This is a genomic window from Pedobacter sp. WC2501 (assembly GCF_052682415.1).
This window is the reverse complement of the sequence record NZ_JBQZFI010000001.1, coordinates 1339775-1360061: the sequence shown is the minus strand read 5'-3', so window position 1 is coordinate 1360061 and position 20287 is coordinate 1339775. Positions and strand designations below refer to the sequence as shown.

Below are 20287 nucleotides of genomic sequence, written 5' to 3'. Positions count from 1 at the left end.
AAACAGTTAAAATTATGAATGAGTATGAAGGAGGCGGATTAGCCGCAGGCATTGGAGTAGTAGGCGGAATTATTTACCTGGCAGTAATTGTTTTGCTGATTGCCGGCATGTGGAAAACGTTCGAAAAAGCAGGAAAACCAGGTTGGGCTGCTATTATTCCTATTTACAACTTAGTTATTTTGCTTGAAATTATTGGCAAACCAATGATTTGGATTTTGTGGATGCTGATCCCTTGCGTAAACATTGTATTCGGAATTTGGGCAACAAACCTATTGAGCAAAAGCTTTGGTAAATCAGAAGGATTTACTGTCGGTTTAGTGATATTCCCTTATATTTTCTGGCCTATTTTAGGTTTTAGCGATGCTAAATACTTGGGTCCATCAGCAGCAGAAGCACAAAATGGTGGTTTTGGTAACAATCCTTTCAATAACCAAAATAATCCATTTAACAGCCCGAACAATCCTTTCAACAAACCATCCGGTAATCAAGACAATCCAAATGATACTCCTCCAGTAGTATAATTCAGAATGTTTATTTTATTTATATTTTGCAGCCTAATCAACCTGGTTGATTGGCTGCAAAATCATTTAATCACTTGCCCATTTAAAGCTTTAACAGGAATCGATTGTCCGGGTTGTGGCTTTCAAAGGTCTTTTTTAGCCCTTGTTCAAGGTGACTTATCAAAAAGCTGGTCGCTCTATCCGCCTACCATTCCGTTGTTATTTTTATTTATCTCGGCGGGTATATTATATCAGTTTCAGTTCAAACAACGTTCCCTTATTTTTAGGGTATTGGTTATCGTAATTGGTAATTTTGTAATGGTCAGCTATGTACACAAAATGTTTTTTAGCTAAACACTCATATTAGCTGTAAGGTGATTATAATCCTTTAATACGGTTTCTAAAAACTGTAGCTCGTTCATGCCACTTGGGATAGTTACAACAATATGTTCTTTGGTTTTGGCTGCCATGGAATAAATCAGTTCAGCATTTCCGGTCTGGTAATAACCTGTTAATACTTCATGGATCAGTTCTATATCCCTATCGCTTAAATGTAATACTTCTTTAAACATTGGTTCGTATTCTTCAGGCAGTTTAAAGCTAAAAGCTACATTGGCAAACGCTGTCCGCGGTTTTGTTTTAATCAATGTGGTTTTAGCTAATATATCGCCCAAACGCTGGTGGTTTTTGGTTACCGCTACAGATACGAGTGCCACTACGCCCCATCCAAACGGGAAGCCAAAATCGATCATCCTGAACAACCACCTAAAAATATACTGACTGAAAGTTGGCTGGGTGCCATCTATACTGATTACTTTTATTTTTAATGCCTTTTTACCCAGCGTTTGACCATCCATCGTGATCTCGCAAACCAGGTCGTAAAAAGCAAATATTGCGATAAAAACAAACAGGACAATCATACCTGCACTTCCTGATATACCTATTGAAACTGCGCCCATCACGACCATGGTAATCATAGCAATCACCGCAAATCCGGCCAAGTCAATACACCTTGCGGCGATGCGCTCCCCAAGTCCTGCAATTTCATAATCAATATCAATATTTTGAGCAGTGCTAATTCTGATGCTATCCATATTCCAAACATAATTTTTTTTAAAGATAGTTGGGGTATATCAACTCGTAATTTTTTACAACTAAAGTTTTATTAGATATTTAAGCTTAGATGGCATTTGTTTTGCAGGTAAGATCAATCATGGTTTTATTTACATAAAAAATTAACTATTTTAACGCCAGATTTGGTAACGCCTTTAAATGAGAGAAGCATTATTTGTTAAACAGAATTCGGAGAAATGGCAGCATTATGATTCCATGCAACAAGCCAATCCCGACGAAGTGGCCAATCAGTTTATCGAAATTACCAACGATCTTGCTTACTCAAAAACTTTTTATCCCAACTCGAAAACCACAGCTTATTTAAACGGTTTAGCGGCTAAACTGCACCAATCGGTTTATAAAAACAAAAAAGAGAAATCGAACCGTTTTATCCATTTTTGGAAAACAGAATTGCCTCTTATATTTTTAGCGCACCGGAAACAAGTATTTTATGCTTTGTTTTTTTTCCTGGTTTCCTGCGCCATCGGTGCCTTATCAGCCAAATACGACGATACCTTTGTCCGTTTAATTATGGGGGATAATTATGTAAATATGACCAATGAAAACATTGCCAAAGGCGATCCGTTTGGTGTATATAAACAGGATAACCAGTTTATGATGTTTTTGCAGATAGGCTCTAACAATATATTTGTTGCCTTATATACTTTTGTTTTGGGCATCTTATTTTCATTTGGTTCTATCGTTTCCCTATTCAGGAACGGAATTATGCTCGGTTCTTTCCAATATTTCTTTTTCAGCAAGGGCCTGGGTTTTCAATCTGTTCTGGTGATCTGGATCCATGGCACACTCGAAATTTCTGCCATTGTGCTGGCTGGCGCGGCTGGTTTAATTTTAGGCAATAGCTTTTTATTTCCCAAAACCTATACCCGCATGGCATCAATACAAAAAGGGGCAAAAGATGGGTTAAAAATTGTAATCGGCCTGATTCCGATTTTTATTGTCGCTGCTTTTTTCGAAAGTTTTGTTACCCGCCATACAGAAATGCCGTTAGAGCTAAGCCTGTTGATATTGTTATCATCAGCAGCATTTATGATATGGTATGTATTTATTTATCCCATTAAAATTCAACGTAAACAAGTCACACTAGATTAACATGATCGGGAAATTAGAATTTAGAAAAAAAAGAGATTTCGGACAGGTGATAAACGACACGTTTACCTTTATGCGGCAAAACTTTAAACCGCTGATTAAGGTATATTTTACGTTTTGCGGCTTGTTCGTATTGGCCAGTATGCTTACCATGCTGTTGCAACAATATAAAATGGTTAATATGTTCAATACCATTGGTGTTGAAGGGAACACAAACAAGTTTGGCTTCTCGTCGATATATAGCGTAGAGTATTTTTTATCCATTTTATTTTCGCTAGCCACATATGCCAGTATGAGCGTAGCCATACTTTCTTATATCGCCGTGTACGTAAAAAAGGGTAATGAAACACCCACTACTGACGAGGTTTGGGGGTATTTTAAATATTATTTTTTCAGGATTTTTGGCAGTTCGCTTTTATTGATCCTGATGCTCATTATATCTTTTTTCTTCTGTGTTGTACCGTTCTTTTGGCTATTCCCTTACGTAGCCATGATGTTTCCGATCATGGTAATCGAAAATGGTTCGCTGGGTTATTCTTTCACCAGAAGTTTCGCTGTAATTAAAGATAATTTCTGGGTTACTTTTGGCACCCTCATTGTGGTATGGATTATTGTATATGCCTGTATGAGTATGGTGGTTTTACCTACCACTTTATTTAATATGATCGGTATGTTTACGCATAAAACACCTCGCATGTCGTTAACGTTAACCATGATTACCACCATTTTACAATCCATCTGCCAGGTTTTCACCATTATACCGATCATTACCATCTCGCTTGCCTATTTCAGTTTGGTAGAACAGAAAGAAAACCCAGGACTAATGGAACGCATTTCTAATTTTGGCAATACCGAAAAACCTATAGATACCAGACCTGAAGAATATTAAAATGCAGCGTATTTTCATCCGATATCTTCTCGTTTCCCTTTTGTTTTTTATTCCGGTAATCAGCAATGCGCAAACTGTTAAACCGAAAACTATTGTTAAGGAACTCAGGATTGATAGTGCTAAAATTACCCCATCAAAATTTGATAAGGATTCGATCAGCAGTTATAAAGAGCAAAAAGAATTCCAATATGATGAAATTGGCCAGCAGCAGCTTTCCTGGTGGGATAAATTCTGGATGTGGTTTTGGAATTTAATTGGTTCATTGATTCAAGGGGCAACCTCTAATTTAATTTCGAGGTATATTTTTATCGGGCTTGGTATAGCGCTTATCCTGTATATCGTGATCAAAACCATCGGAGCTGAAAACATATTCAGGAAAAAATCAAAAGAAACCATTCTTCCTTATGATGTAATTACCGAAAACATCCATGAGATTGATTACGAACAGGAACTGCAAAGATTAGTTGCCGAAAGGAAATTCCGTTTGGCAGTTAGGCTTTTATACTTGAGGGCGCTAAAAAAATTAAGTGATGCTGAAATCATCAATTGGCAACCCGATAAAACCAATTACAATTATTTAATGGAAATCACTAAACCCGAACTCAGAAATGATTTCAGTAGACTTACCTTACAGTTCGATTACATCTGGTACGGCGATTTCCCTATCGATGAGGTGAAATTTGAACCAATTAACCAGTCGTTTAACCAGTTTAACAACCAGATTAAATGAAAGGTTATAAAACATATCTGATTATTGGTTCCATCCTGATCCTCCTTTATTTAGTTGCCCAATACAACAAACCCACACCAACAAACTGGGCACCAACTTATGCCATAAAGGATAAAATACCTTACGGAACATACATCTTGTACCATCGGATCAAGGATATTTTACCAAAGGCAACGATTCATCAATCTAAAAACGCCATTTACAATACTTTAAAGACTAAAAAATTTAACAAAACGGCTTATTTGATCGTTGCCCAAAAAGCAGAGATCAGCAAAACGGATTTCAGCCAGCTGGTTAAATACATGCAGGCTGGTAATGATGCCTTTATTGCCAGTTACGATCTTGGCAAGATAGAAAAGACCCTTAAATTGCAAGCGGTTGGCGCCATGTCGGCCGAAGGCAGCACACTGAATTTCACCAACCCAAACCTAAAAACTGACGCAAACTATGGTTTCGACAGGGGAATTGGCAGTCAATATTACAGTAAACTTGACACCAATAAGGCGACTGTACTTGGTGTAAACGGGGATGGGAAACCTAACTTCATCCGCTACAATTATGGGAAAGGAAATCTATACCTGATTGCAGAACCGGGGTTTTATACCAATTTTAACCTATTGGATAAATATGGGGCTGAATATGCTGCAAAAACCCTGAGTTACCTGCAGGGAAATACCCAGGTAATTTTTGATGAATATTTTGCCGGACAGGAAAATACCACAACTGATATGCTCAGGGTATTTTTCAAACACCCCGAACTTAAATTTGCCTATTACCTGTGCATTTTCAGTTTGATTATTTTTGTTTTCTACGATATCAAACGCAGGCAAAGGATTATCCCCATTGCCGATCCACTTACCAATTCGTCATTGGCCTTTGTTCATGTGGTTGGTAGTGTGTATTATCATGAGCGGAATAACCTCGATATCGCCTTAAAAAAAATCAACTACTTTATGGAACATCTGAGGAGCAGCTATTACCTTAAAACAAATGATATCGACAGCAAATTTGCCCAGTTGTTAATGGAAAAAACGGGGATTAACGAAGCCCTTGCCAAAACGTTAACCAGATATTTTATCGAAATACCTCAAATGGGCAACCTGAGCGATACACAATTGATCAATTTAAACGAAAGCATAGAACAGTTTTATAAAATTACGCAAAGCAATGGAACAAGAACAGTTTAACCCACGTACCGATTTAAGTGCATTAAATGCAGCTGTAAATCAGATTAGAACCGTACTTGGAAATATCATAGTAGGCCAAAAACAGGTGATCGATTTTTTAATTGTTGGTTTACTTGCCGATGGACATATCTTAATTGAAGGCGTTCCGGGTGTAGCAAAAACGTTAAGCGCCAAACTGCTTGCCAAATCAATCGATGCTCAATTTTCGAGGGTACAGTTTACGCCTGATCTAATGCCTTCGGATGTATTGGGTACCCCGATTTTCAATACCAAAGCTGGTGATTTTGAATTCAGGAAAGGTCCGATTTTCGGTAATATTATTCTGGTTGACGAAATTAACCGTGCACCGGCCAAAACCCAATCTGCACTTTTCGAAGTGATGGAAGAACGCCAGGTAACCATTGATGGACAAACCTATATAATGGATGAGCCTTTTATGGTATTGGCTACTCAGAACCCGATTGAGCAGGAAGGGACTTACCGTTTGCCCGAAGCTCAATTAGATCGTTTCCTTTTCAAAATCGAGGTTAAATATCCTTCTCTGGAAGAAGAAACGGCAATTTTAACCGCACAACATACTTTGGTTAACAAAACGTTATTAAACGACGTAAAACCTGTATTATCCGTGCAACAAATACAAGAGGCCAGGGCAATTATCCGCAATTTATTTGTTGAGCCGAAGCTATTAGAATTTATCGCCAAAATTGTAACCGAAACCCGCAACAATTCATCCCTTTATTTAGGTGCTTCGCCTAGGGCATCATTAGCCATTGTACATAGCGCAAAAGCTTTTGCTGCCATACAAGGCCGCGATTTTGTTACACCGGATGATATCATTGCCGTTGCAAGCCCTGTATTGGCTCACAGGATATTGTTATCTCCTGAAAAAGAAATGGAAGGCTTAACCACAACCGATATTGTAAACCAGATTATTAAAAAAATTGAAGTACCGAGGTAAGTCCACAGTCTTGATTCTGTAGTCATTAGTCTTAATTACCATTAATAAGTCATCCTGAGCGGAGTCGAAGGGTAATCGATTAACTAAAACAGTTGTCAATTTTCAGTTCGCAGTTTGCAATTAACCGATTTGAACGATTACCAATGATCAAATAACAATGTTCAAATCCAGCGATCGGGTTAGCAATTGCCATAATACAGTTAACTAGTTTCAACATTTAACCGATTAAACAATCTCTACAATTGAAAAAATTCTTTCAGCAATATTATACCAATCTATTCCTAACCGATCGTTTATTTACGGCCTTAGGGTTTTGTATTGTACTTTTTTTGTTGAAGTTCTTTTTTGCCTGGCTGGGCGATATCCCAGAAATTGCAACTGGAGCGGTAGCTGTTTTGTTTTTTATCGATCTTTTTATCCTCTACCGTAATAGCAAGGGAGTTGAAGTAAAAAGATTTACTTCGAAGCGTTTGAGCAACGGCGATGAAAATCCGATCCAGATTGAAATCGCAAACCGATATGGTTTTGGGGTAAATGCAAGGGTAATCGACGAAATACCTTTTCAGTTTCAGATCCGCGATAAAGATTTTAGACTCCATTTAAAACCTGCAGAGATAAAATCAATCCACTATAATTTGAGGCCAACCAAACGCGGTGAATATGATTTCGGGTTTATCAGAACGTATATTAGTTCTCCATTGGGCTTAATCAGTCGGCGTTATAATTTCGATGGAGCAAAAGTTCTCCCCGTTTATCCTTCATTTATCAATCTTGGTCAGTACGAATTGATGGCCGTTTCCAGATATTTAACCGAGTTTGGGATCAAAAAAATCAGAAAGGTTGGACAGAGCAGCGAGTTTGACCAGATTAAAAACTATGTTGGCGGCGACGATATCCGTACCATTAACTGGAAAGCTACCGCCAGAAAAGGTGGCTTGATGGTGAATACCTATACAGATGAGAAATCGCAGAATATTTATTGCATCATCGATAAATCGCGGGTAATGCGCATGCCTTTCGAAGGCTTAAGTCTGCTCGATTATGCCATCAATGCAAGTGTTGCTTTATCGAAAGTAGCCATGCTGAAAGAAGATAAAGCGGGCTTAATTACCCTATCAGAAACCATCGGTTCAATAGTACCTGCAGATCGTAAAGCTTCGCAGCTGGGCAGTATTATGAATGTACTGTACAAAGAAAAAACCCGGTATCTGGACAGTAACTTAGAGGCACTTTATTCTACTGTCCGTTCGGTTGTAAAACAACGCGGACTTTTGGTTTTCTTTACCAATTTCGAAAGTTTATCGGCACTTCAACGTCAGTTACCCTATTTAAAAAGAATCGCCAAGTATCACTTATTGGTGGTTGTATTTTTCGAAAACACCGAACTTAAAGGCTTAAGCACCGATCCGGCCAAAGATGTAGAAGGCATTTACCATAAAACGATTGCAGAAAAGTTTATCTACGAGAAAAAACTGATGGTTAAAGAATTGAACAAACATGGCATTTTGGCTATTCTTACGCCACCACAAAAGCTTACCGTTAATGTTATTAATCAATACCTGGCACTGAAGGCACAGCAGCGGATTTAGTTTGGAGTTGAGAGCTTGGAGATTATCTTATCCTCGGTCTGTGTCCCTAAAGGTCAATAACTCCCAATAATAGAAATCTGTTAAATGAAGATTTATTTCTGTCTGTGGGGACACCAATGTTATTAACTTAGTGTTTTAAATATTTGAAAATCAAATTATTATGTTGATATTTAACTATTAAACAAGTAAAGTAAATGAGTATAATTTCTTCGAATCAAAAATTGGAGCAACATAAAGTGGCTCCTAAAAAAAACATTTGATTTCATTCAGGATAAAAACAGTTTTTCCCAATACCTTAAAGAACCAATCTTTTTTACCCGTAAGCGGAGTTTAAGCTTCCCTGTTGTTGTATCTATCGTATTAAATCTTTTTAAAGAATCTGTAGAGTATAATCTTTCTACAATTTTGCCTAGTTTATCCTCAAAAGCGGTAACAGGTGCAGCTTTTTCTAAGGCTCGATATAAAATATCCATCTCCTTTTTTAAGGATCTGAACAAAATACTGGCAGATTACCACAAACAGAACCCTTCACAACTTTGGAGGGGATATCAATTGATTGCCGGTGATGGCTCTACTGTTGGGTTACCACCTTCCAGGCAGATAAAAGACTTTTTTGGAATCTATTCAGAAAAAGGTGGTAGTGTAAAAAGTTGTTTAGCACAGATTTTTATGTTTTATGATGTTTTTAGTGGGGCAATTCTTTCTAAAAGGATATCAAAGATGGAGAAAACAGAAAAAACACTTTTTGATGCATGCATTGAAGAACTCCCAGGCCGTAAATCCATAGTTATTTTAGACCGGGGGTTTGGATATTTTCATATCTGCAAAAGCCTTTACGCAGTAAAACAGAATTTCTGCATTCGCATAAGCACCGCTCAGTCCTGTTTTGCAAAACGGATAACCCAACAGACTGAAAACGATTTTATAACAGAGTGGGATCCAAGCCCAAATGAAAGAAAATCCTGTTTAAAACATGGGTTAAATACTGAAAAAATCGTTGTTAGGGTTACAAAAATCCAATTGAAAACTGGAGAGATAGAAATACTTGTTTCTTCCTTATTTGATATGAATGATATCTGCACAGAGAATATGAAAGTGCTTTATGGCCTAAGATGGCCTGTAGAAGAAGGCTTTAAAAAACTAAAACCAAAGATGAAACTAGAGCAGTTTGGTTGTCGAAAACCTGATGGAATATTCCAGGAGTTTGAAGCACATATATTTATGATGAATCTGGTAGCTTTATTAGGCATCCAGGCACAGCAGGAGATCGACAAGAACAAAAAAAGAAAACTAAAATATAAATACAATTGGCAAAATGCTTTCAGGTTTGTTAGAAAAGTAATTATCCAAATACTAAATACGCTAAACCCAGAGCATATCATTCAATCTCTTATTAAACTAATAGCATCTTCTAAAATACCCATAAAACCAGACAGAAGCTTTATTAGGGTAACATTTAAAAAGAGGAAAAACAGAGCTCACCAAACATATAAATAGCTTAAGTTAATAGCATTGGTGGGGACACAGACCGAAAACCTACAAGAGATTTCTATAATCGGTTAAAAATCCATAATTGTCAATTCCCGTTTCATAAAACCTGGCAGATGACCATTCGTAATCTTCAGGTTTTTCGCATAACTGCCATTTTTCCTGTAAGGGATTAAGATGGATGTAATCTATTTTCTGTTCAAGTTTATCCTGCGTATCCATAAGAATAGCTAATGGATCTCTTTGCCACAGGCGAAAATTTCTTTCTGTATCTGATACTTTAAAATAAGGTAATATATCTGGATGATGAACCTTCAAATCTTGAAAAATCTGATGGGAAGTAAATTTATTAAAGCTTGCATGAGGCATCTCTTTTCCATTCTCCTCAACCATCTGCCATACCAAATGCAGGTGATTTGGCATAATTACAAAAGCATAAACAATAATCTTTTTTCTATTGACTAATTCCCTTAAAGTATCAATTACTACTATTTTATACTTGTCGATAGAAAATACCTTCTTCCAATCTTTAACCGTATCCGTCCAAAAATAAACTTCTTTCAAAAGCATCTTTGAATTACGATCTTGTCTGAAGATGTCCTTTTCCATTATTAAAATTAAAAAATTAACTTCAATTTTTTTCAATGAGAATACACACTTATACTTGGTTTTTGCTCTCACAGAATAACAGAATAATAACCAATAACTACTAAGAATTGGACTCTGTTAAATGAATGCTTGTTTCTGTCTGTGGGGACACAGACCGAGGAATCGGTTTTTTGAAATCAGTCCAAAATCGACACCGCCAAATCCCTTGGTCTGTGTCCTCACAGACCAATAATCAATAACTACCAATAATTGAAATCTGTTAAATAAAGATTTGCTTCGGTCTGTGCGGACACAGACCGAGGAATTAAAATTGACGATCGCCAGAAGACTCACGACTTAAGACTACTGACTAACCCTACTCTTCTTCTCTAAAGTATACTTTATAAAAGTTCATCGATTTATCATCGTCGTAACCTTTCTCGATCATGTCTTTATTGCCGTGGATATAGATGTGGAAGTTCTTATCCAGTTTTAATACACTTTTATAAGCCCGGGCCTGTTTTTTAACGGCAGATTCGGCGATCTCAAAATGATCGGCAATCGGGCTTTCGAATTCCTCTTCGTAATTTTTCTTATAATTCTTGAACGATTCGATCCCTTCGGCATTACCGATTACCTCATTCCCGAATTCTTCAATATCAAAGGTTTCTTTTTCTTTGAAGTATTTCATTGAACGGTTTAAAAGATCGATTTTATCCGCTTTACTGATTTCGTAATCATCATCCAATTTCTGGGTGACAAAGTTTTTATAAACGCCTAAAACGTTATTGGTTTGGTTATAACTATCGTTCCTGATTTTCAGCTTCAAAAACTCATCTTTCCAATAAACGGCAGCATCGTTGCTACTTTTCGATTGATCTAAAACCACCACTTTATAGCCTTCTTCTTTGTCTACGTTAAAGATCAGGCAGCCCTTATCCAATTTGTTAATGCTGATGGCCTCCTGCTCGTAGCTCATGTTAAAACCATCCAGCTCAGGGTAAACCTTTAAGTAAGTATCTTTGGTTTCAGATTTGAAAATCCCCAAAACATCCAGTTGTTCCCCTTCTATCTGCACTTTTTCGAAATAAGCAACATACAATTCACCCGATTTAATTTTGGGGTGGTTGGCTACATCGTATAAATATTTGGCCAGCTGCTGCGAGTCTTCATGAAAAAGCGCATTGTTTTCAAAAATCTCATGTGCAAAGTGGAATACTTCGTTCAGCGCTAAATTATCATTGGGATGATAAAAACGGTAAACTTCATTAACTTTTTCGAAAGGCTTTAAGAAATACTGCATCAGCAGGTTTCCTAATAGTTCATCTTCGATTTTTAAAGGTGCATCAGATAATTTATAATACTCTTCAACCAGTTTATTACCGGTATGGTGGATGGAAAGTTGCTTAAGCGAAGCCTCGAAAAATGAAATCATGGCAGCAAAAATAACAAAATGATTGGTTAACCTTACTCAAAAATCACATAGCCATTCTTCAACCAATTGTTCAACATTCGCTCAAATACAGAAATCATTTCAGCATCAAATTTTATTGATTAAAATTTTAAAATTGATAAGACTGATAGAAACTAACGGCTACTTTTTAATTTATTGATGAAATCAATGATCTTTTGATCGGCATAATTTGCCACGCCTTCATGCCTGAAAGATAGCCTGCCCTGCTTGTCGAAAATGATAGTTGTAGGCAAGGAACCCGCAAATACTTTTTCAGGAATATCACTTTCTACTTTATAAATTGGCATTGCATATTTACGATCGGACATAAACTTGCCCGATTTAGCAAAATCACCATCAGCATCTGCAAAAATGAAGACGATATCTTTATTCTCTTTAAATTGTGTATAAAGCTTGTTAATTGAAGGCATTTCGGCCCTACATGGTGGGCACCAGGTTGCCCAAAAATTGAGAAAGATAATCTTACCTTTTAAATCTCCCAGATCAATCAGATTTCCTTTAACATCTTTAAACCGGATCCCGTTGAGACCTGCAACATTTTCTTTCGGCGTTTCAACATTGGGCTTATAAAAACCAATCTCTATTAAACCTTTAATAAAAAATGCTTTTGCATCGGGTACAAAAACAATTACCAATAGGAAAATGACAAATAAAGCGTTGAATATATTTTTCCTGATGAACTTCATTAATTATTTGTTTTCTGTATCGCAAATCATAACCAAATAGGTTTGCAATTGATATTCGAATAATTTATTATAAAATTTATTGTACCGCTTACGTTAAACTATCGATTAAATAAAGGGTCATAGCACTATAAATACAATGTTACTTTGTAAATATATATAATTGATTAAGAATTACTACTTTTGGCCTGTTGAAAAAGCATAGACAAAACATTCAAAAATATTTATCGGTATTTATGCTGATCGTATTTGCTATTGCTTTAACTCCTTGGAGTGTACTTCACCACCATAATCCTCTTCCGGTTGTGGAGAAAGAGGTTAACTGTAAACATGTTAGTCACGTACAGGCCCATGGCGATACTTGTTTAATTTGTAATGCGAGTTTTGAAAAAAACTATGTGCAAACGCACCACATTTACAAAATCTTCTTATCAGCTAAAATCTTTAGCCGTACCGAACCTACGTTAAAGAATGCTTTTACCGAAATAAAGCGCACTTGCTTACGCGGTCCCCCATTAGCTTAATTTTTTCATTTCGAGCGCAAGCGCGCTAAACCATTTTTTTTAGATGAAACCTAAACTAGCTTCAAAAAGGCTATTTATTGGGCTTTCCGATCATTTTTATTTAAACACAACACATGAAAAAATTACAGCTTATTGGCTTGGTAATTCTATATACATTATTAAGCAATACTGCTTTCGCTGCCTTGCTAAAAGATATAAAAGGTAAGGTTATTGATGCCAGTACAAAACAAACATTACCAGGTGCTACCATTTTTATTCCGGATTTAAAGGTTTCGGCCGTAACCAACAATGATGGGGAATTTACATTGAATAACCTTCCTTCGAGAGGAAGTTACCTGGTTGAAGTACATTACGTAGGCTACAAAACCGCTACACAAGTGGTAAATTTTGCCAGCGCAGACGGATTAGAATTTTCTTTACAGCCTACTGCAATAGAAACAAAGGAGATCGTAATCACAGGAAGTTTAATCAGCAGTACAAGCAAACGAAATAGTGCTTCATCGGCGATAGTGGGCAAGGATCAGCTTTTGCAACCTTCTACCAATTTAATTGATGCATTGACTAAAATCCCTGGAGTATCACAGATCACTACCGGACCTTCTATTTCCAAACCAGTAATAAGAGGTTTGGGCTACAACAGGATTGTAACTTTAGATGACGGAATTAAACAACAGGGCCAGCAATGGGGTGACGAACATGGTATAGAAATCGATCAGTTTAAATCAGACCGTATCGAAGTTTTACGTGGTGCAGCATCATTAATGTACGGTTCGGACGCATTGGGTGGTGTAATTAACTTATTAGAGCCTAGTTCAGCTCCAGAAGGACAGGTAAAAGGTGAATTTATTAGCAATTACTCTACCAACAATGGCCTTACCGCTAACTCATTGATGTTAAACGGGAACGAAAATGGCTTTGTTTGGAGAGCGCGTGGCACCTATAAAAATGCCTATTCTTTTAAAACACCTACAGGTTACTTTCCTAATTCGGGCTTTAACGAAACCGATTTAAGCGGTATGGTAGGCTTGAACAAAAGCTGGGGTTATACTCACTTAAATGTTTCTAACTTTCATAATAATATCGGTTTTTACGACCCTACTTTGGATGCGAATGGAAATTTCGTGAGAGAGGACAGTAGTTCCTTCACAAACAAAGATAATAAGAGTCGTACGTTAGAATACCCGCGTCAGGATATCAGGCACTTTAAAATTGCGTTGAACAATAATTTCATTATAGGTAATGGCAATTTAAAGGTTGATTTGGGTTATCAGCAAAATCAACGCAGAGAGTTAGACGAGCCAACCCCAGCTTTGTTCTTCGATCTTAAAACGTACAATGCAGATCTGAAATATTATATCCACGAAACTAATGGATGGCAGCCCGTTTTTGGTGTAAGTGTAGATGATGGCCATAGTCAAAATAAAGGAAAAGAATTTCTAATCCCTGCTTACAATACTTTTGGTTTAGGTGTGTTTGCTTATGCGAAGAAAAACTGGGAAAACAGTACTTTTAGTATTGGAGCCCGTTACGATTTCAGAAAAAATAACGGAAAGCAACTTTTTGAAGAAGGCGAAGAAAAATTTGCACCATTTAAAAATAAATTTTCCAATGTGAGCGGTGCCTTAGGTTTTACGCATCAATTTAACGAAGAATGGAACTTTAAAGCGAATGCCGGTTCTGCTTTCCGTGCACCTAACCCTGCAGAGTTAGGCTCCAATGGTGTACACGAAGGCACATCTAGATACGAGGTGGGTAACTCTGCTTTAAACCCTGAGCGCAGTTACCAGGTAGATGCGGCTTTAGAATATGAAGGAAAAATTGTGAGTGCAAGTGCAAGCATCTATAACAACTATATCCACAATTATATTTATGCATCTACCAATGGCGAACAAAGAGTAGCTGACGGTACACTTTATGACGTTTACCGCTATGGACAGGTAAATGCCAATCTTTATGGTGCTGAAGCAAGCCTTACCATCCACCCTGTTCCGTTTATCCATTTCGAAAACACATTTGGATATGTTCATGCCCAGAACAATACTTTAAACAGACCGCTTTCATTTATTCCAGCCGGAACATTGAGAAATGAGCTGCGTTTCGAACCTAAACTTAAAGGCACAAATGATGCATACCTTTCTGTAGGTATCAACTCTGCATTTAAACAAACCCGTGTGGATGATGTTTTTGAAACGCCAACCAGCGGTTATACCTTGTTAAATGCAGGTATCGGCGCTACATTTAATTTAGGCAAACAACCTGTTAAATTATCGGTTTCGGCCAACAACTTGTTAAACCAGAAATATTATGATGCTTTAAGCAGGTTTAAACCAGGTCGTTTTGACCAGGAAAACCTGAATTTAGGCGTTTACAACCCTGGCAGAAACATCACTTTCGGATTGTATATTCCTTTCCAGGTGGTTAAATAAGATCATTAATTTCTTTATAACAAAAAAGCGGAGTTGATCGATGAGATCACTCCGCTTTTTTGTTATAAGTATTTTCTACGATAAATCGTCGTCATCTCGACTGAAGCGTAGCGAAATGGAGAGATCTATCTAGACAGATTTCTCGACTGCGTTGCACTCCGCTCGAAATGACGGCAACCTGAGGGAGAGTCGCTGCCACCTCAACTACTTCTTAAACGTTTCCCTTTTTGCCCTTACATACTGGTTTGGCCATTCCGTATTGTCGCCTAATACCTGTGCCGCGTGTGTAGGGAAATAAGCATCACGCAACGATTCGCGGGCAATAAAAATTAAATCGGCTTTTTCCTGTTCCAGAATTTCTTCTGCCTGGTGGGCCTCAACAATTACACCAACTGCACCGGTATAAATGCCGATTTCATTTCTGATTTTATCTGCAAAAGGAACCTGGTAATTTGGTCCTGCTGGAATAAAAGCATCAGGTACATTTCCACCCGAAGAAGTATCAATTAAATCTACACCCCGATCTTTCAATACCGCAGCCAATTGCAATGAGTCATTTTCGTTCCAGCCACCTTCCGTCCAGTCGGTTGCCGAAATGCGGACAAATAAAGGCAGGTTTTCGGGCCATACCGATTGCACCGCTTCAACCACATCAATGACTAAACGGATCCGGTTTTCGAAACTTCCACCGTAAACATCTGTACGTTTATTACTCAGCGGACTAAAAAACTGATGCAGTAGATAACCATGTGCAGCATGTATTTCTACTACTTTATAGCCTGCATCCAATGAACGTTTAGCTGCTGCCCTAAACGCAAAAACAATATCCTGAATTTCTGATATCGTTAATTCGTGTGGTTCAACCTGTCCTTGTTTAAAAGGAAGTGTCGATGGACCAACCGGTTTCCAGCTATTTTCGCCTGCAGCAATCTGTTCTCCACCATTCCATGGCACCTCACAACTGGCTTTTCTACCTGCATGTGCCAACTGGATCCCAGCTATAGCACCATTCTGATGAATAAAAGAAACGATCTGTTTCAGTTTTTCTACATGTTCATCTTTCCAGATGCCCAGATCGGCATAAGTGATTCTTCCATCAGCTGTTACCGCAGAAGCTTCCTGGATAATTAAACCTGCACCACCAACAGCACGGCTTCCTAAATGCACCAGGTGCCAATCGTTGGCAAAGCCATCAATAGCCGAATATTGGCACATCGGCGAGATCACAATTCTATTTTTTAGGGTTACATCCTTTATGGTTAAAGGAGAAAATAATTTGGACATATCTTTTTAATATTTTAACACTGAGGGCACGGAGAAATACACAGAGCACACCGAATGCTTTTCTCTGTGAAAAACTCCGTGTACTCTGTGGTTATATTACAATTAAAAACCAGCGTTCTTTAATTCGGTATTGATGAACTGAATTTCTTCATCGTTTAATTTTACGTTTATCGCTCCTGCATTTTGTACCGCTTGTTTTTCATTCCTTGCGCCAACCAAAGCTATGGTGATACCCGGGCGTTCAACCGTCCAGCGTAACACCAACTGAGATAAGGTAGCATTTTTCTCCTCGGCCAACGGTTTTATTTTAGCCAAAAACGCATTTGTTTTTTCGATACTTTCCGGTAAGAAAAATTTATTTCCTTGGCGGTGATCGCCTTCTTCAAATTTATAATCAGCAGTCATTTTTCCGGTCAATAAACCACGTTCCATCGGACTATAAGCCAGAACCGATTTATTGTTTTCGATACAATATGGAACAGTTTCCTCTTCAACGCTGCGGTTTACCATACTAAATGGGATCTGGTTAGAAATAATTTCTAAAGTCTGATCTGCTTCTTTTAATTGCGCTGCATCATAGTTGCATACGCCTGCATAACGCACTTTACCCTGTTCAATTAACCTGCTCACGGCTTCGAAAGTTTCGCTGATCGGTGTAGTTACATCAGGCCAGTGGATCTGGTAAAGATCTATATAATCGGTGCCCAGGCGTTTTAAAGATTGCTCACATTCATAAATCACACTTTCTTTTCCGGCATATTTATAAATATCGATTTCTTTTCCATCGTTGTTTTTACTCTTAAAGCCGAAATCGCCTTTGGCCAGATCCCAACGCATCCCGAATTTGGTTACCAATTGTAATTTATCACGTGAAATGCCTTTTATTGCATCGCCTACAATTTCTTCACTATCTCCCTGACCATAAATTGGTGCAGTATCAATTGACGTAACCCCTAAATCATAACCGGCTTTAATTGCATTAATTGCATCGTTTCTATCTGTGCTTCCCCACATCCAGCCGCCAGCAGCCCAGGCTCCAAATGTGATTACCGAAAGTTCTAAATCTGAGTTTCCAATTTTTCTGTATTCCATAATTATTTTTTAATGATTTGATCAACCGCGTAACTGTTATGCGGCAGGTAAGCGAGTAGTATTGATAAAAATGCGACATGGATGAGTTGAGAAGGCAGTGCCTCCCAGTTTTCAATTACCGTCGTTCCGAAAATCAGCGCTAACGAAATCACTCCGGCAAATAATAACCCTTGCCTGGTAAATAAACCTAAGATAATCATTAAGCCTGCAATAAATTCGGCAAAAGGCAAAACATAACTGAAGGTAATAACCAATGCATCAGGCAAATACGATTTCGAAAATTGCCCCACCATCCATTTACTAAAACCAGCAAGTTTTGGTAAACGTACTAAACCATGTCCGAAAAAACTTAAACCAATGGCTAAGCGGCTAAGTAAATATGCCCATTTTGTATCCATACTATATCGATGTACTACAAACATACAATCTGCACATTAAGGATGTTTTAATGCAACAATTATTAGACTGATATTTTACCTTTCAATGGCGGAAGCAGAGGGCGAAGAGCGAAGCGTATGGCGTTGGGCGTAAGACTGGAAATGACTGACGCTAAACTTTTTTCTCCAAAAATTTGGAGATAACAAAACAAGATTATACTTTAGTGTATTATTTAACTAATACAGTAGATATGATCAACATTAACAATCTTAATTTTGGCTACAGTAAGCATAAGCCATTATTTAAAAATATGAGCATGCGGTTAAGCAATGGCCATATTTACGGTTTGCTCGGTAAAAACGGCGCCGGCAAATCAACATTATTAAAAAACCTCGCTGGTTTGGTGTATGCACAGAGCGGTACACTGGAGGTAATGGGTTATGACCCTGCGAAAAGACAACCCGCGCTTTTAGAGCAGATTTGTTTTATCCCAGAAGAATTTTATTTGCCATCGGTAAAAATTGATGCGTATATAAAAGCCAATGCCCCTTTCTATAAGAATTTCGACCACAATTATTTCACTGATCTGATTAAAGAATTTGATATTCCGGTTGAACAGAAACTCATCAATATGAGTTATGGACAAAAGAAAAAAGTAATTATCGCATTCGGTCTGGCCACCCAGGCGAAACTGGTGATTATGGACGAACCTACCAATGGTTTGGACATTCCATCAAAAGCACAGTTCAGGAAAATTATGGCTTCAGCCATGACGGATGAGCGCTGCATTATCATTTCTACGCACCAGGTTAGAGATTTGGATAACTTGATCGACACGGTGATTATGCTTGATGAGAATGATATTGCCCTTAAAGCAACAGTAGAAGAAATTACCACAAAATTGACCTTTAAAAAAGTAAAGGAAATTGACGACAGCATTATTTATGCTGAGCCATCCCTCTCTGGTTATAATGCTGTAATGCCAAACTACCACCAGGAAGAAAGCAAATTAGATATGGAGTTACTTTTTAATGCCATACTCGCAGAAAAAATCAAATTTAAACCTCTATTCAGTTAAGCGATGAACAACACATTTAATATTAATCGATTTGGCTTATTGCTTAAAAGACAATGGCTTGATTTTGGAAAAATTTACCTGATCAGCCTTGTGGTATTGTTGGGAATTCTAGTGGGATTTTACAGCTATAGCATACCCTCGCCTCTTAAGAACAATAATTTTGACTACGACGGCGACCTTGATATGCGTTTCCGTTACCCTCTTTTCCTGATTTTGGGATTTGTTTTTATCAGTATCGTAGCCAGTAGCTATTTTAATATCCTGGGACAGAAATCGAGGGCCATTTTAGAACTGATGACGCCCGCTTCTACATTTGAAAAGTTTTTAGGAGGTATCTTTTACACGGCTATCCTTAGCCTGGCTACCTATTTAATTTTATTTTACCTGGTCGATCTGCCTTTTGTGAAATACATTAACGCACATCTTTCAGAATTTAAGATGAGTGGGGCTAAGGCATCGTTACCAAAACCTGTTGAAAGTATTTCTGCGCAAATCGTCAATGATGAAAATTATAGAAATTACCTCTTGCATTTCATCACAGTGCCGTTTCTTATCACCAGTATTTTTCTTCTTGGTTCAATCTATTTTAACAGATTTCACTACATCAAAACAGCAATTTCTGTAATGGTATTTGGGGTGCTTTGGGTTACTTCAACAATTTTTGTGATGCGAAGGCTAACCAGTAATACAGTTTGGGTTGGAAATCACTACTGGCAAGACGAGAGTAATATCTTATTCATAATGAGTTTAATGGGCATATTATTAACATTGGCATTCTGGTTGATCTCATTTATACGTTTAAAAGAAAAGGAGGCTTAAATGGAATTTAATAACAACAAGGCCATTTACCTACAGATAGCTGAATACGTTTGTGAGCAGATATTATTAGGTAAATGGAAAGCCGACGAAAAAATCCCATCGGTTAGGGAAATGGCGATAGAAATGGAAGTAAACCCCAATACGGTAATGCGGACATACGAATTGTTACAGGGTAAGAATATCCTTAACAATAAAAGGGGGATTGGTTTCTTTTTGGCGGATGATACCATTGATCAGGTAAAACAATATCGAAAAACCAGTTTCATTGACGATGAACTCCCAAACCTATTCAGAAATCTTTATCTATTGGAAATCGATTTCGATGAGTTAAAATCCCGCTATCAAACTTTTGTATCACAAAACTTTAACGCCTAAAA

21 protein-coding genes are annotated in these 20287 nt (G+C 37.7%); 14 read left to right on the top strand and 7 right to left on the bottom strand.

Features of this window, described 5'->3' with window-relative positions:
- Positions 1-14: 14 nt before the first annotated feature.
- Together ACUN24_RS05895 and ACUN24_RS05890 are read left to right on the top strand one after the other, a co-directional pair.
- A complete protein-coding gene (locus ACUN24_RS05895) occupies positions 15-521 on the top strand; it encodes a DUF5684 domain-containing protein (protein WP_445561665.1) in 507 nt (168 codons plus the stop codon).
- Positions 522-527: 6 nt separating this feature from the next.
- Positions 528-854 carry a DUF2752 domain-containing protein gene (locus ACUN24_RS05890; RefSeq protein ID WP_445561664.1) on the top strand — a complete coding sequence of 109 codons (327 nt, stop codon included), beginning with the start codon at positions 528-530 and terminating at the stop codon, positions 852-854.
- Here ACUN24_RS05890 and ACUN24_RS05885 read toward each other — a convergent pair.
- Positions 851-1594: an RDD family protein gene (locus ACUN24_RS05885; protein WP_445561663.1), complete on the bottom strand. Its 744-nt coding sequence runs from the start codon at positions 1592-1594 to the stop codon at positions 851-853. The genes ACUN24_RS05890 and ACUN24_RS05885 overlap by 4 nt on opposite strands.
- Before the next feature lie 178 nt (positions 1595-1772).
- On the opposite strand from ACUN24_RS05885, the gene ACUN24_RS05880 reads away from it, so the two are divergent.
- From ACUN24_RS05880 to ACUN24_RS05850, 7 genes are all read left to right on the top strand, one after another.
- Positions 1773-2726 (top strand): stage II sporulation protein M, encoded by a 954-nt coding sequence (locus ACUN24_RS05880; RefSeq protein WP_445561662.1) that lies wholly within the window; start codon positions 1773-1775, stop codon positions 2724-2726.
- 1 nt (position 2727) lies between these two features.
- A complete protein-coding gene (locus ACUN24_RS05875) occupies positions 2728-3612 on the top strand; it encodes a hypothetical protein (RefSeq protein ID WP_445561661.1) in 885 nt (294 codons plus the stop codon).
- Between the two features lies 1 nt (position 3613).
- Positions 3614-4342 (top strand): DUF4129 domain-containing protein, encoded by a 729-nt coding sequence (locus ACUN24_RS05870; protein WP_445561660.1) that lies wholly within the window; start codon positions 3614-3616, stop codon positions 4340-4342.
- Positions 4339-5529, top strand: a complete 1191-nt coding sequence (locus ACUN24_RS05865) for a DUF4350 domain-containing protein (protein ID WP_445561659.1) — start codon at positions 4339-4341, stop codon at positions 5527-5529. Before ACUN24_RS05870 ends, ACUN24_RS05865 begins: the two co-directional genes overlap by 4 nt.
- Positions 5510-6487: an AAA family ATPase gene (locus ACUN24_RS05860; protein WP_445561658.1), complete on the top strand. Its 978-nt coding sequence runs from the start codon at positions 5510-5512 to the stop codon at positions 6485-6487. The genes ACUN24_RS05865 and ACUN24_RS05860 overlap by 20 nt, the downstream gene beginning before the upstream one ends.
- A gap of 242 nt (positions 6488-6729) precedes the next feature.
- Positions 6730-8076 carry a DUF58 domain-containing protein gene (locus ACUN24_RS05855; protein WP_445561657.1) on the top strand — a complete coding sequence of 449 codons (1347 nt, stop codon included), beginning with the start codon at positions 6730-6732 and terminating at the stop codon, positions 8074-8076.
- Positions 8077-8289: 213 nt separating this feature from the next.
- The gene (locus ACUN24_RS05850; RefSeq protein ID WP_445565126.1) at positions 8290-9573 is read left to right on the top strand and encodes an IS4 family transposase; all 1284 of its coding nucleotides are present in this window, start codon (positions 8290-8292) and stop codon (positions 9571-9573) included.
- Positions 9574-9612: 39 nt separating this feature from the next.
- Here ACUN24_RS05850 and ACUN24_RS05845 read toward each other — a convergent pair whose 3' ends face one another.
- The 3 genes from ACUN24_RS05845 to ACUN24_RS05835 all read right to left on the bottom strand — a co-directional run bounded on the left by ACUN24_RS05845 (position 9613) and on the right by ACUN24_RS05835 (position 12312).
- Positions 9613-10173, bottom strand: a complete 561-nt coding sequence (locus tag ACUN24_RS05845) for a transposase (RefSeq protein ID WP_445561656.1) — start codon at positions 10171-10173, stop codon at positions 9613-9615.
- Between the two features lie 355 nt (positions 10174-10528).
- Entirely contained in the window at positions 10529-11587 is a 1059-nt protein-coding gene (locus ACUN24_RS05840; protein ID WP_193422833.1) for a nucleoid-associated protein, read from the bottom strand.
- A 152-nt stretch (positions 11588-11739) separates the two neighbouring features.
- Positions 11740-12312 carry a TlpA family protein disulfide reductase gene (locus ACUN24_RS05835; RefSeq protein ID WP_445561655.1) on the bottom strand — a complete coding sequence of 191 codons (573 nt, stop codon included), beginning with the start codon at positions 12310-12312 and terminating at the stop codon, positions 11740-11742.
- A 188-nt stretch (positions 12313-12500) separates the two neighbouring features.
- Between ACUN24_RS05835 and ACUN24_RS05830 the strand changes: the two genes are divergently transcribed.
- On the top strand, positions 12501-12833 hold the full coding sequence (locus ACUN24_RS05830) for a hypothetical protein (RefSeq protein WP_445561654.1): 333 nt from the start codon (positions 12501-12503) through the stop codon (positions 12831-12833).
- Positions 12834-12946: 113 nt separating this feature from the next.
- A complete protein-coding gene (locus ACUN24_RS05825; protein ID WP_445561653.1) occupies positions 12947-15259 on the top strand; it encodes a TonB-dependent receptor in 2313 nt (770 codons plus the stop codon).
- A 204-nt stretch (positions 15260-15463) separates the two neighbouring features.
- On the opposite strand, the gene ACUN24_RS05820 is transcribed toward ACUN24_RS05825, so the two are convergent.
- The 3 genes from ACUN24_RS05820 to ACUN24_RS05810 all read right to left on the bottom strand — a co-directional run bounded on the left by ACUN24_RS05820 (position 15464) and on the right by ACUN24_RS05810 (position 18057).
- Complete coding sequence (locus ACUN24_RS05820; RefSeq protein ID WP_445561652.1) at positions 15464-16543, bottom strand: NADH:flavin oxidoreductase/NADH oxidase; 1080 nt, start codon at positions 16541-16543, stop codon at positions 15464-15466.
- 102 nt (positions 16544-16645) lie between these two features.
- Positions 16646-17635: an aldo/keto reductase gene (locus tag ACUN24_RS05815; protein ID WP_445561651.1), complete on the bottom strand. Its 990-nt coding sequence runs from the start codon at positions 17633-17635 to the stop codon at positions 16646-16648.
- Between the two features lie 2 nt (positions 17636-17637).
- Positions 17638-18057, bottom strand: coding sequence for a DoxX family protein (locus ACUN24_RS05810; protein ID WP_445561650.1), 420 nt, complete (start codon positions 18055-18057; stop codon positions 17638-17640).
- A gap of 149 nt (positions 18058-18206) precedes the next feature.
- Here ACUN24_RS05810 and ACUN24_RS05805 point away from each other — a divergent pair, with 149 nt between their 5' ends.
- The 3 genes from ACUN24_RS05805 to ACUN24_RS05795 are packed head-to-tail and all read left to right on the top strand — an operon-like array spanning position 18207 to position 20285.
- Positions 18207-19091 (top strand): ABC transporter ATP-binding protein, encoded by an 885-nt coding sequence (locus ACUN24_RS05805; protein WP_445561649.1) that lies wholly within the window; start codon positions 18207-18209, stop codon positions 19089-19091.
- 3 nt (positions 19092-19094) lie between these two features.
- Complete coding sequence (locus ACUN24_RS05800; protein WP_445561648.1) at positions 19095-19910, top strand: hypothetical protein; 816 nt, start codon at positions 19095-19097, stop codon at positions 19908-19910.
- Entirely contained in the window at positions 19911-20285 is a 375-nt protein-coding gene (locus ACUN24_RS05795) for a GntR family transcriptional regulator (RefSeq protein ID WP_344852338.1), read from the top strand.
- The last annotated feature ends 2 nt before the right edge of the window (positions 20286-20287 follow it).